Consider the following 12,971-nt stretch of genomic DNA (forward strand, 5'->3'; position numbering starts at 1 on the left):
TTAGTCTGGAGGACTAGGAGGGCATAGTGACAGACAGCCAGAATCGATCGGGCGGAGACGCCGCGATCCACCGTCCCGGCGAGCAGAGGCACGACGTGACGCAGACGTTCGGGCATGACTCGGACCTCTCCTTCGTGCCTTTCGGCGTGGAGCTCACCGACGTGGAGCAGGGCGCCATCGCGGCCCTTCCCTCCGGTTCCGCACTGCTTCTCGTGCGCTCCGGAGCTCTTGCGGGGGCCCGCTACCTTCTCGACACCGATGTGACGACCGTGGGCCGCCACCCCGAAGCCGACATCTTCTTCGACGACGTGACCGTCTCGCGCCGCCATGCGGAAGTGACTCGCAACGGATCGACGTTCGAGATCATCGACCAGCGTTCGCTCAACGGCACGTATGTGAACGGTGAGCGCGTCGACCGCAGTCCGCTGGTCGACGGCACCGAGCTTCGCGTCGGCAAGTTCCGGTTGAACTTCTTCGCCTCTCCCGTCGATCGCGTCGCGGCGATCGACTGATGGCGGCTTCCCCCGCCCGCGAACGCTCAGCGTCCGCGGGCCTTCTGAGCATCGGGCAGGTGCTGGCCCGGCTCACGCCCGAGTTTCCCGAGCTCACCTCCAGCAAGCTCCGTTTCCTCGAGGTGCAGGGGATCGTCAGCCCGTCGCGCACGGAGTCCGGCTACCGCAAGTTCTCGCAGGCCGACATCGAGCGACTGCGTCTCGGTCTCACGCTGCAGCGCGACCACTACCTGCCGCTCAGCATCATCCGCGAGCAGCTCGACGAGGCAGAGGCGAACGGTGAATCCGCGACCCTGGCTCCGCCGCCCTCGATCGCGCCCACTCCCCGGCGCTACCGCCGAGGAGAGCTGCTGTCGGCAGCAGGCGCGGGTCCCCAGCTTCTCAACGACGCGATCAGCACCGGCGTGATCGTCGCGCAGGAGAGCTACCCCGAGTCGACCGTCACGCTGCTTCGCGGCCTGGTCGCCCTCGATCGCCACGGCATCGAGCCCCGCCACCTGCGCTCGCTGAGGCAGGGTGCCGAGCGAGAGGTCGCGCTGATCGAGTCTGCGATGTCCTCTCTGCTGCGTCGTACGGACGCCGCGTCGAGGGCGAAGGCGAGTGAGATGGCGCCGAGCCTCGCCTCGAAGATCGACGAGGTGCGCTCGCTCTTCGTCAAGGACGCGCTCACCAGGTTGCTTTCGTAACGAACTGATTGCGACACACCTTCGGTGTCCCACGGATGTCATTGCCGGTGCCGGAGGCCTGCTCTAGCGTGGAGGTAACAGCTCCAGGGAGGATTTCAAATGAATGCGGATGAGCGTGCAGGCGACCCGCGGTTCGTGCCGGAACTCCTCTTCACCGACGGTCTGCCGGCGATGGACGACGAGGTCGGCTACCGCGGTGCGGTGGCGGCGCGGGCGGCCGGCATCACCTACCGCCAGCTGGACTACTGGGCTCGCACCGAGCTGGTGGAGCCCACGGTGCGCGGCGCCAGCGGTTCCGGGTCGCAGCGTCTCTACGGCTTCCGCGACATCCTCGTGCTCAAGCTCGTGAAGAGCCTTCTCGACACCGGCATCTCGCTGCAGCAGATCCGCACGGCGGTCGATGAACTCCGCCGCGCCGGCATCCGCGATCTCGCAGGAACGACGCTGATGAGCGACGGAGCCTCCGTCTACCTGTGCACCTCGAACGACGAGGTCATCGACCTGGTCAGTCGCGGTCAGGGAGTGTTCGGCATCGCTGTGGGCAAGGTCCTGCGCGAGGTCGAGTCGACGCTCGTCGAGTTCGATGCGACAGTGCCCGACCCGGTCGACGAGCTGTCGGCACGGCGCTCGAAGCGTTCCGCCTGAGCACTCGCCACCGAAGTCCCGCGAGCAGAGTCGCGCGACACGAAGAAACGGCCACCCTCGCGAGAGGATGGCCGTTCTGCTGTCCGGGGTGAGTCAGGCCTGCACGCCCGAGTCGGCGACCTGGATCCGGCCGGTGCGGATGATCCGGTCGAGCAGCTGATCGAAGTCGGAAGCGAGCTCCTGGGCCGAGTCGCCCGGCCAGATGTGGAGCGGCTTGGCTGCTCCCTGAGCCTGCTGCAGCGAGGTGCGCTCGGGAAGCTGGGGGGAGAGCACGAGCGGACCGAACATGTCGCGCAGCTCCTTGATGCGGAACTGGTGCTCGATCGACTGGGGGCGCACCCGGTTCACGACGATGCCGAGAGGCTGCAGTCGGGGGAGAGGCCGCGACGGATCTCTTCGATCGCGCGCAGCGCGCGGTCGGCCGCAGCCACGGAGAAGAGCCCGGGCTCTGTGACGACCATCACCCGATCGCTTGCTGCCCACGCGGTGCGGGTGAGGGCGTTCAGCGACGGGGCGCAGTCGATGAGGACGAGGTCGTAATCGGCCTCGACGGCAGCGAGCGCCTCTTCGAGCTTCCAGACGTCGCGCACGCTCGGGTGCGGGCCGTCGAAGTTGATCGCGGACGGACTGCCGATCAGCACGTCGATGGTCCCGGGGTGCACCTTCGCCCAGCCGCTCGAGGTGATCGCCTGACGGACGACCTTCTCCTTCGGGTTCGCCAGGACATCGGCGATGTTGAGCCGACCTGCCACCTGGATGTCCATCCCGGTGGACACATCGGACTGTGGGTCGAGGTCGACGACGAGCGTTCGGACACCACGGGCGAAGGCTGCTGAGGCCAGGCCGAGTGTCACGGTCGTCTTGCCGACGCCTCCCTTGAGAGAGCTGACGCTGAGTACGTGCACGAACACCACGTTACCTTCCCCTAGGCTGGGTGCACACTCAGCCCCGCCCCATGCGCGCCGTATCCCGATGCGTATTGAGCTCCCAGAGGTGTGCATGTTCCAGAAGATCCTTGTGGCGAACCGCGGCGAGATCGCGATCCGTGCCTTCCGTGCGGCTTTCGAAGTCGGGGCCAGGACTGTGGCGGTGTTCCCGCACGAGGACCGTGGTTCGGTCCATCGGCTCAAGGCCGACGAGGCCTACGAGATCGGCGAACGCGGTCATCCGGTGCGCGCCTATCTCGACGTCGATGAGATCATCCGCGTCGCGAAGGATGCCGGAGCAGATGCGATCTACCCCGGATACGGCTTCCTCTCGGAGAACCCGGAGCTGGCCGAGAAGGCCGCCGCCAACGGCATCGTCTTCATCGGGCCTCCTGCGAAGGTCCTCGAGATGGCGGGCAACAAGGTGGAGGCCAAGCGCCATGCCATCGAGGCCGGCGTTCCGGTGCTCCGTTCGACGGAGGCGTCCGATGACATCGATGCACTCGTCGCCCAGGCCGCTGAGATCGGCTTCCCGCTGTTCGCGAAGGCCGTCGCCGGCGGTGGCGGACGCGGCATGCGACGCGTCGAGTCCGCAGGTGAGCTCGCTCCGGCACTCGCAGAGGCCATGCGCGAGGCCGCCAGCGCGTTCGGCGATCCGAGGATGTTCCTCGAGCAGGCTGTCCTTCGTCCCCGGCACATCGAAGTGCAGATCCTCGCCGACAAGACGGGCGAGACCGTGCACCTCTTCGAGCGGGACTGCTCCGTGCAGCGCCGTCACCAGAAGGTGGTGGAGATCGCCCCGGCACCGAACCTCGACGACGGCATCCGCACCGCACTGCACGGCTACGCCGTCGCGTTCGCCCGTTCCATCGGATACGAGAACGCGGGAACGGTCGAGTTCCTGCTCGAGACCGCGGGGGAGCGCACCGGCGAGGTCGTCTTCATCGAGATGAATCCGCGCATCCAGGTCGAGCACACGGTCACCGAGGAGGTGACCGACGTCGATCTCGTGCAGAGTCAGATGCGCATCGCGGCGGGACAGACGCTCGTGGAGCTCGGTCTCGAGCAGAAGGATCTCCATGTGCGGGGAGCTGCGCTGCAGTGCCGCATCACGACGGAGGATCCCACTCAGGGGTTCCGTCCGGACACCGGCAAGATCACCACATACCGCTCACCGGGTGGCGCAGGGATCCGGCTCGACGGCGGCACCGTCCATCAGGGCGCCCAGATCAGCCCGCACTTCGACTCGATGCTCGCGAAGCTGACCTGCCGTGGTCGCGACTACCCTGCTGCGGTGGCGCGCGCGCGGCGCGCGCTGGCGGAGTTCCGCATCCGCGGCGTCTCGACGAACATCCCGTTCCTGCAGGCGCTGCTCGAGGATGACGCGTTCATCGCCGGCGACGTGAGCACGTCTTTCATCGACGAGCGTCCCGACCTGCTGCGCGGACGCGAGTCGAAGGATCGCGGTACCCGGATCCTGAACTGGCTGGTGGACGTGACGGTCAACAAGCCCCACGGCATCCACCCCGGCTCGTTGGATCCGCGGGCCAAGCTTCCGGCCGTGGACCTGTCCGCCACCCCGGCATCCGGTTCACGGCAGCGCCTGCTCGAGTTGGGACCGGAGGGCTTCGCGAAGAGCCTCCGCGCGCAGAGTGCCCTCGCCATCACGGACACGACCTTCCGTGATGCGCACCAGTCGCTCCTGGCCACCCGGGTGCGCACGAGGGATCTCGTCGCGGTCGCACCGCACATCGCCAGGCTGACGCCGGAGCTGTTCTCGGTCGAGGCCTGGGGAGGTGCCACCTACGACGTCGCTCTGCGCTTCCTGGGCGAAGACCCCTGGGAGCGTCTCGACAAGCTGCGGGCCGCCCTTCCGAACGTCGCGATCCAGATGCTTCTCCGGGGACGCAACACCGTGGGCTACACGCCCTACCCGACGGCGGTCACCGAAGCGTTCGTGAAGGAGGCGGCGGCGAGCGGGGTCGACATCTTCCGGATCTTCGATGCCCTCAACGACATCGAGCAGATGCGCCCAGCGATCGACGCGGTGCGGAACACGGGTACGGCCATAGCCGAGGTGGCGCTCTGCTACACCGGCGACCTGCTGAACCCGGCCGAGGACCTGTACACCCTCGACTACTACCTGAATCTCGCCGAGCAGATCGTCGGGGCCGGCGCGCACATCCTGGCGATCAAGGACATGGCGGGCCTCCTGCGTCCTGCGGCGGCGGCGAAACTCGTCACCGCGCTGCGCGAGCGCTTCGATCTGCCCGTGCATCTGCACACGCACGACACCCCCGGCGGACAGCTCGCCACCCTGCTCGCCGCCAGCGCGGCGGGTGTGGATGCGGTCGACGCGGCATCCGCTCCGCTTTCCGGCACGACCAGCCAGCCCTCGCTCTCTTCTCTCGTCGCCGCGCTCGCGCACACGGATCGGGACAGCGGCATCTCGCTCGACAGCGTCTCGAACCTCGAGCCGTACTGGGAGGCGGTCCGTCGGATGTACGCGCCGTTCGAATCCGGACTTCCGGGCCCCACAGGCCGGGTCTACCACCACGAGATCCCGGGCGGTCAGCTGTCGAACCTGCGTCAGCAGGCGAAGGCGCTCGGCCTCGCAGAGGACTTCGAGCTGATCGAGGACATGTACGCCGCCGCCGATCGGATCCTCGGCCGGGTTCCCAAGGTGACCCCCTCGTCGAAGGTGGTCGGCGATCTCGCGCTGCACCTGGCAGCGGTGAAGGCGGATCCCGCCGATTTCGAGGCGAACCCCGAGAAGTACGACGTGCCCGACTCCGTCGTCGGGTTCATGGCGGGTGAACTCGGCGACCTCCCGGGCGGATGGCCCGAGCCCTTCCGCACGAAGGTTCTGGCGGGACGCTCCGTGCGCACAGGCATGACGGAGATCTCGGCCGACGATGAGGCGGCCCTCGCAGGTGACGGTGCGACCCGTCGGGCGAGACTGAACACGCTGCTGTTCCCCGCGCCGATGCGCGAGTTCACCGAGCGACGCGACGTGTTCGGCGATCTCTCGGTGCTCGACACGGCCGACTACCTCTACGGTCTCGTCCAGGGGCAGGAGCACGTCGTCGAGATCGATCGCGGCGTCCAGCTGTACGTGGGGCTCGAAGCCATCGGAGATGCGGACGACAAGGGCATGCGCACCGTCATGACGACGCTCAACGGTCAGCTGCGACCGGTGTTCGTGCGCGACAGATCGGTGGCAGTGGACGTGCACGAGATCGAGAAGGCCGACACCTCGGTGCCCGGTCAGGTGGCCGCACCGTTCTCGGGCGTCGTGACGCTCAAATCGGAAGTCGGTGACTCGGTGCGCGCCGGTGAACCGGTCGCATCCATCGAGGCGATGAAGATGGAGGCCGCCATCACGGCCCCCGTCGACGGTGTGGTCGAGCGCCTCGCGATCGGTGCGACGCAACAGGTCGAGGCCGGCGATCTTTTGGTCGTGATCCGCCCGGCGCACTAATCTTGTGCGGGCGAGGCCGCGTTCGACGCAACGCACCCGAGGCCCGCACAAGCTTGGAGTGACACAGTGACCCCGAAGAACGTGGCAGACAACCCGGACGATGAGTCCAGAGGGGTCCTCGACGACGCGACGTCGTTGGACACCTCGGCGATCGGGATCCTCGGCACCGCGCAGGTGAGCGTGGTGTTGCCGACGGACGATGACGACGACCTGGAAGACGACGGCGTCATCGAGGGCGAGGTCGTCGCGGATCTGATCGTCGACGAGCCCGTCGCCGCGGCGAAGGCTGCGGCGGAGATCGCACCGGCACCGCTCGGCGCGGCGCCGATGATCATCGAGCTGCCGCCGGAGCCCGCGAAGAAAGAGATCCAGCGACCCGAAGTCGAGGCGGAAGGAGAGCCCCAGGCGGAGCCTGAGCCTGCGGTAGAGCCTGAGTCTGAGGTCGAGCCTGAGTCCGCAGTCGAGCTTGAGCCTGAGCCTGAGCTCGAAGTTGAGCCTGAGGTCGAGCCCGAGCCTGAGGTCGAGTCTGAGCCTGAGGTCGAGTCTGAGTCTGAGGTCGAGTCTGAGGTCGAGCCTGAATCTGAGGTCGAGTCTGAGTCTGAGGTCGAGTCTGAGTCTGAGGTCGAGCGTGAAATCGAGCCCGAGCTTGAAATCGAGCCCGAGCCCGAGCCCGAGCCCGAGCCCGAGCCAGAATCGCAGTCGGAGACCGAACAGGACGCTCAGCCCGAGCCCCCGCGCACACGTGAGCGCACTCCGGTGACCGCAACAGCCACGGATGCCGGCGCCGTTCCGTCCGCGAAGCCGGATGCAGCGCCCGCTGACGCCGTCGCCGCGGAGGCCGCTGCCGCCACGGCGTTCATCGCCAAGGCGAAGGCGGACTTCGACGCCGCGCCGACCTCGAGGAGAGCGTCGGCGGCATCATCTCTCGCCAAGAAGGAGACTTCGGCAATGGACGCACAGAAGCCCAGGACCGCCGTAGCACCCGCGACTCGATCGACCCGGGCCGACGTGCAGCTCTCGTCGAAGCGTCTGGACGACCTCGGCGACTCCTCTCGCGAGAGCGCCGACCTCCTCACCGCCGACCGACTGCTCGATCCGCACCGTCTCACCAAGCCCGAACCCGAAGGGGCGTGGAGCCACTTCCTCTACGCCATCTCGGGGCGCCGGATCAACATCGGTGACGGACGCCGCGCCCGCGAGCGGAAGGCTCTGAGCGCGCGGATCGCCGCTCCGATCGTCGGGGGAGCCCGGTTCGTCCCCGTGCTGTCGCGGAAGGGCGGAGTCGGCAAGACGACGATCACCGCTCTGCTGGGCATGGCCCTCGCCGACGCCAGGGACGATCGCGTGATCGCGGTCGACGCCAACCCCGACCGCGGCACCCTCGCCGAGCGCGTGGTGCGGCCGCACCACAACAAGTCGGTGCGCGACCTCGTCCGCATCCATGACGAGGTCAGGGGGTATCACGACATCTCTGCGATCGTCGCGCGAGATGCCACCCGCCTCGACGTGCTCGCGTCCGACTCGGATCCTCGGATCGCCGAGGCGTTCAGCGACAGCGACTATCGCGACGTGGCAGGCGTCGCCGCGCACTACTACTCGCTCGTGCTCACGGACACCGGAACAGGCATCGTGCACTCGGTCATGTCGGCCACGCTCGATCTGGCCGATCAGATCGTGATCGTGTCGGGGCTGAGCGTCGACGAGGCGCGGCTGGCGTCGGAGACGCTGACCTGGCTCGAGAGCAACGGGTACGCCGAGCAGGCCCGCGAGGCGGTCGTGGTGCTGAACCAGTCGACGCCCGGCGCCCCGCTGGTGCGCCTCAACGAGCTCGAAGCGCATTTCGGCACGAGGGCGAAGCATGTGGTGCGGATGCCGTACGACTCGCAGATCGCCGGGGGCGGGACCATCGTCTTCGCCAATCTCCAGCCTGAGACACGGGTGGCGGCACGGGAGCTGGCTGCGCTGCTCGTCGAAGGTCTGCGGGCGAAGGGCGCCTGATGGCGGTCCGTGAGATCCGGGTCTTCGGTGACCCCGTGCTTCGCACCGTCTGCGCACCGATCGACCGTATCGACGAGGGGGTGCGCGCGCTCGTCGCCGATCTGATCGACACCGTCGAGCTGCCTGGCCGTGCCGGTGTCGCGGCTCCGCAGATCGGCGTCGCGCTCCGCGCCTTCAGCTACAACATCGACGGTGACATCGGTTACGTGCTCAATCCCGTCCTGACCGCGGTCCGGGGTGAGCCGGTGCCCACGGGGGAGGGCTGCCTGTCGGTTCCCGGCCTGTGGCACGACGCCCTGCGACACCCGTGGGCCCGCGTCGAGGGCATCGACCTCGACGGTGAGCCGGTGGTGCTTGAAGGAAGCGGTCTGCTGGCGCAGGCGCTTCAGCACGAGACCGATCACCTCGATGGGAAGCTATATCTCACGAGGCTGGATGCCGAGACCCGCAAGCGTGCGATGCGCGAGGTCAGAGAGAGCGCCTGGTTCTGATCCCCGGACACTGAGAAAGGCCCCGCCGGAGCGGGGCCTTTCTGCTGTCTCGCGAGCCTCAGCCGCCGATCGCGACGTTGGTCGTCGAGACGGGTTCGTCGTAGATGGCAGCGATCTCGTCGGCGAAGTCGCTCATGATCACGTTGCGCTTGATCGACAGCTTCGGAGTGAGGTGACCGGAGGCCTCGGTCCACTCGCTGTCGAGAACGGTGAACTTGCGGATGGACTCCGCGCGCGACACGCGGGCGTTGGCGGCATCGACCGCCTTCTGGATCTCGGCACGGACGGCATCGTTCGTGGCGGCCTCGGCGAGCGACATCTCCTTCGGGAGGCCTGCGTTGCCGAGCCAGGTCGGAAGCATCTCGGGATCCAGCGTGATGAGCGCGGAGATGAACGGACGCTGGTCGCCGACGACGACGACCTGTCCGATGATCGGATTCGCGCGGATCGGGTCTTCCAGCGCGGCCGGCGCGACGTTCTTTCCGCCGGCCGTGACGATGATCTCCTTCTTGCGACCGGTGATGGTCAGGAAGCCCTCGGAGTCGAAGCTGCCGATGTCGCCCGTGTGGAACCAGCCGCCGTCGCTGAACGCCTCTGCGGTCGCCTCGGGGTTGTTCCAGTACTCCTTGAAGACGTTGATGCCGCGGACCTGGATCTCACCGTCGTCCGCGAGTCGCACACCCACACCGGGGAGCGCGGGGCCGACGGTGCCGATCTTCGACTTGTCGGCCAGGTTCACGGTCGCCGGAGCAGTCGTCTCGGTGAGACCGTATCCCTCGAGGATCACGACGCCGAGGCTGTGGAAGAAGTGGCCCAGACGCGAACCGAGGGGAGCGGAGCCCGACACCGCGTAGACGACTCTGCCGCCCATGGCTTCACGCAGCTTGCTGTAGACGAGCTTGTTGAAGAGCGCGAACTTGAGCTTCGTCCCGATCGGGATGCTCTTGCCCTCCTCGACGAGCTTCGAGTGCTGGATGGCGACGTCGGCGGCGGCGCGGAAGATCTTCCCCTTCCCACCGGCCTCGGCCTTCTGCTCAGCAGAGTTGTAGACCTTCTCGAAGACGCGCGGCACGGCGAGGAGGTAGGTCGGCTTGAACGACCCGAGCGCCGGCAGCAGCTGTCGAGTGTCGGGCTGGTGTCCGGTGCGCACGCCGGCGTGGATGTTGAGGATCGAGATGAAGCGCGCGAACACGTGCGCTGTCGTGATGAAGAGCAGCGTGGAGGAACCCGGTGTCTGAACCACTGCGTCGAGTGCCGTCGCGGAATTGCGGCACAGCTCGACGAAGTTGCTGTGTGTGAGGACGCAGCCCTTGGGGCGGCCGGTCGACCCCGAGGTGTAGATGAGGGTGGCGATGTCAGAACCGACGGCGATGTTGCGGAGACGCTCGATCTCGGCATCGGTGACGGATGCCCCCTGGGCGGTCAGCGAATCGATCGCTCCGAGGTGCAGCTGCCATACCTCGCGGAGCAGCGGGAGGTCGCCGCGCACCTCGTCGAGCCGAGCGAAGTGCTCCGGCGACTCGACCACGAGGGCGATGGCACCGGAATCCTCGAGGATCCACTGGATCTGCGAAGGAGAGCTGGTCTCGTAGATCGGGACCATCACGGCGCCGGCGTAGAACAGCGCGAAGTCGACGAGAGTCCACTCGTAGGTCGTGCGTGCGAGGAAGCCCACCTTCTCACCCGGCTGGATGCCCGCGGCGACGAAGCCCTTGGCCAGCGCGATGACCGCGGTCTCGAAGTCGGCTGCGGTGATGTCGCGCCATCCGTCGCCATCGGGCACTGCGAAGAGGGGGCGATCGGGAGTCGCCTGGACGCGCTTCGCCAGCAGGTCGGCGATGTTCGCGTCTGGGTCGGCGGGGACGACGGCGGGGACTTCAAACTGGACCACGGCAGCTCCTTCGGTACCGGTCGGGCACTGGGTTGCACACGAGTCTAGAGCATGACACTCGGTCGCATATTAGGTGACACTCAGTCGCCGATCGGGTCTCGCGAGACCGCGGCTGTGGCGGATGCCGAGCACGACGCTAGACTTCACCTCGATGTTCTACTGGCTGATGAAGTACGTGGCGATCGGTCCCGTGGTCAAAGCGATATTCCGACCATGGGTGGTCGGGCGCGCGAACATCCCGGCGAACGGCGCGGCGATCCTCGCCAGCAACCACCTCTCCTTCGCCGATTCCATCTTCCTGCCGCTGATGATCGACCGACCGATGTCGTTCCTCGCCAAGAGCGATTACTTCACCGGACGCGGGATCAAGGGCTGGGCCACCAAGTTCTTCATGAAGGCGACGGGGCAGATCCCGATCGACCGCTCCGGCGGCAAGGCGTCCGAAGCCTCTCTCAACACCGGCCTGCAGGTCCTCGGACGCGGCGACCTGCTCGGCATCTATCCGGAGGGCACGCGGAGCCCCGACGGCCGGCTCTACCGTGGCCGCACGGGCATCGCCCGGATGGCGATGGAGGCGAAGGTCCCGGTGATCCCGGTGATCATGGTCGACACCGACACCGCGATGCCCATCGGGCAGCGCCTGCCGCGCGTGGTGCGGGTCGGGATCGTCATCGGAGAGCCCCTGGACTTCTCCCGCTACGCGGGCATGGAGAACGATCGCTACATCCTCCGCTCGGTCACGGACGAGATCATGGTCGCCCTCCAGCGACTGGGTGAACAGCAGTACGACGACGTGTACGCATCGACCGTGAAGGACCGGCTCCCGGCCCGCGTCACACAGCGCTCCTGAGGCATCCCGGCTTCGTCGCGAGCACTAGGCTGGACACATGCTCCAGCACCACATCGACGCGCTTGATGCGTGGCGCTCGCTCCCGATCAAACAGCAGCCTCAGTGGCTCGACGCAGAGCGTGTCTCCGAGGTCTCCACGCAGATCTCGACGCTCCCGCCCCTGGTGTTCGCCGGCGAGGTCGACAACCTCCGCGATCGTCTTGCGCGAGCAGCGTCCGGCAAGGCGTTCCTGCTGCAGGGCGGCGACTGCGCAGAGACCTTCGCGGGTGCCACCGCCGACCAGATCCGCAACAGGATCAAGACGGTCCTGCAGATGGCCGTGGTGCTGACGTACGGCGCATCGATGCCCGTGGTGAAGATGGGTCGCATGGCCGGCCAGTTCGCGAAGCCGCGGTCGAGCGACACCGAGACCCGTGGCGATGTCACGCTTCCCGCCTACCGCGGCGACATCGTGAACGGCTACGACTTCACCGAGGCGTCCCGCCGCGCCGATCCCGGCCGCCTGCTGCAGGGATACCACACGGCCGCGTCGACGCTGAACCTCATCCGCGCGTTCACGCAGGGTGGCTTCGCCGATCTGCGCGAGGTGCACTCGTGGAACAAGGGCTTCGCGCAGAACCCGGCGAACCAGCGCTACGAGCGCATGGCGGCCGAGATCGACCGGGCCATCAAGTTCATGGAGGCGGCCGGCGCCGACTTCGACGAGCTCACCCGCGTCGAGTTCTTCACCGGGCACGAGGGCCTGCTGATGGACTACGAGCGCCCGATGACCCGCATCGACTCCCGTACGGACACGCCGTTCAACACCTCGGCGCACTTCCTGTGGATCGGGGAGCGCACGCGCGAGCTCGACGGTGCGCACGTCGACTACTTCTCGAAGATCCGCAACCCCATCGGCGTGAAGCTCGGTCCGACCACGTCGCCCGATACGGCGCTCGCGCTGATCGACAAGCTCGACCCCGACCGCGAGCCGGGCCGTCTGACGTTCATCACGCGCATGGGCGCGGGCAAGATCCGCGACGCGCTGCCGCCGCTGCTCGAGGCCGTCCGCGACTCGGGCGCGCAGCCGCTGTGGGTCACCGACCCCATGCACGGCAACGGCATCACGACGCCCACGGGGTACAAGACGCGTCGCTTCGATGACGTCGTCGACGAGGTCCGCGGCTTCTTCGAGGCACACCGGGCCGTGGGCACGTTCCCCGGCGGCATCCACGTCGAGCTCACCGGTGACGACGTCACCGAGTGCCTGGGCGGATCCGAGCACATCGACGAGGCCGCCCTCGCGACCCGCTACGAGAGCCTGTGCGACCCGCGTCTCAACCACATGCAGTCGCTCGAGCTCGCCTTCCTCGTGGCCGAAGAGCTCGAGAAGCGCTGACCACGATCCATCAGACAGAAGGGTCCTCTCCGTAGTCGGAGAGGACCCTTTCTGTGTGGCGGCTGCGACAGGCGGCCGACGGCGTGCGGCCGCGGACGATAGGGGCGGGAACC

At 67.5% G+C, this 12,971-nt stretch carries 9 protein-coding genes and 1 pseudogene; 8 read left to right on the forward strand and 2 right to left on the reverse strand.

Going from position 1 to position 12,971, the window contains the following annotated elements:
* Positions 1-26: 26 nt before the first annotated feature.
* The 3 genes from ACZZZQ_RS14550 (at position 27) to ACZZZQ_RS14560 (ending at position 1,843) form a co-directional block, all read left to right on the forward strand.
* Positions 27-512 (forward strand): FHA domain-containing protein, encoded by a 486-nt coding sequence (locus ACZZZQ_RS14550; RefSeq protein WP_150115087.1) that lies wholly within the window; start codon positions 27-29, stop codon positions 510-512.
* Positions 512-1,198 carry a transcriptional regulator FtsR gene (gene ftsR / locus ACZZZQ_RS14555; RefSeq protein ID WP_056278971.1) on the forward strand — a complete coding sequence of 229 codons (687 nt, stop codon included), beginning with the start codon at positions 512-514 and terminating at the stop codon, positions 1,196-1,198. The genes ACZZZQ_RS14550 and ftsR overlap by 1 nt, the downstream gene beginning before the upstream one ends.
* Before the next feature lie 99 nt (positions 1,199-1,297).
* The gene (locus ACZZZQ_RS14560; protein ID WP_053096796.1) at positions 1,298-1,843 is read left to right on the forward strand and encodes a MerR family transcriptional regulator; all 546 of its coding nucleotides are present in this window, start codon (positions 1,298-1,300) and stop codon (positions 1,841-1,843) included.
* 93 nt (positions 1,844-1,936) lie between these two features.
* On the opposite strand, the pseudogene ACZZZQ_RS14565 reads toward ACZZZQ_RS14560, so the two are convergent.
* A pseudogene (locus ACZZZQ_RS14565) lies at positions 1,937-2,748 on the reverse strand (ParA family protein).
* Positions 2,749-2,842: 94 nt separating this feature from the next.
* On the opposite strand from ACZZZQ_RS14565, the gene ACZZZQ_RS14570 reads away from it, so the two are divergent.
* From ACZZZQ_RS14570 to ACZZZQ_RS14580, 3 genes are all read left to right on the forward strand, one after another.
* Complete coding sequence (locus ACZZZQ_RS14570) at positions 2,843-6,250, forward strand: pyruvate carboxylase (protein WP_463507825.1); 3,408 nt, start codon at positions 2,843-2,845, stop codon at positions 6,248-6,250.
* Between the two features lie 66 nt (positions 6,251-6,316).
* Entirely contained in the window at positions 6,317-8,248 is a 1,932-nt protein-coding gene (locus ACZZZQ_RS14575) for a MinD/ParA family ATP-binding protein (protein WP_463507826.1), read from the forward strand.
* Complete coding sequence (locus ACZZZQ_RS14580) at positions 8,248-8,739, forward strand: peptide deformylase (protein ID WP_463507827.1); 492 nt, start codon at positions 8,248-8,250, stop codon at positions 8,737-8,739. Before ACZZZQ_RS14575 ends, ACZZZQ_RS14580 begins: the two co-directional genes overlap by 1 nt.
* Positions 8,740-8,797: 58 nt before the next feature.
* On the opposite strand, the gene ACZZZQ_RS14585 is transcribed toward ACZZZQ_RS14580, so the two are convergent.
* On the reverse strand, positions 8,798-10,630 hold the full coding sequence (locus ACZZZQ_RS14585; protein WP_056278967.1) for an AMP-dependent synthetase/ligase: 1,833 nt from the start codon (positions 10,628-10,630) through the stop codon (positions 8,798-8,800).
* Between the two features lie 151 nt (positions 10,631-10,781).
* Between ACZZZQ_RS14585 and ACZZZQ_RS14590 the strand changes: the two genes are divergently transcribed.
* Together ACZZZQ_RS14590 and ACZZZQ_RS14595 are read left to right on the forward strand one after the other, a co-directional pair.
* Positions 10,782-11,480 carry a lysophospholipid acyltransferase family protein gene (locus tag ACZZZQ_RS14590; protein ID WP_053099163.1) on the forward strand — a complete coding sequence of 233 codons (699 nt, stop codon included), beginning with the start codon at positions 10,782-10,784 and terminating at the stop codon, positions 11,478-11,480.
* Between the two features lie 37 nt (positions 11,481-11,517).
* The gene (locus tag ACZZZQ_RS14595; protein ID WP_053096786.1) at positions 11,518-12,858 is read left to right on the forward strand and encodes a class II 3-deoxy-7-phosphoheptulonate synthase; all 1,341 of its coding nucleotides are present in this window, start codon (positions 11,518-11,520) and stop codon (positions 12,856-12,858) included.
* Positions 12,859-12,971 lie beyond the last annotated feature (113 nt).

It is taken from the genome of Microbacterium sp. AC132 (assembly GCF_979258525.1).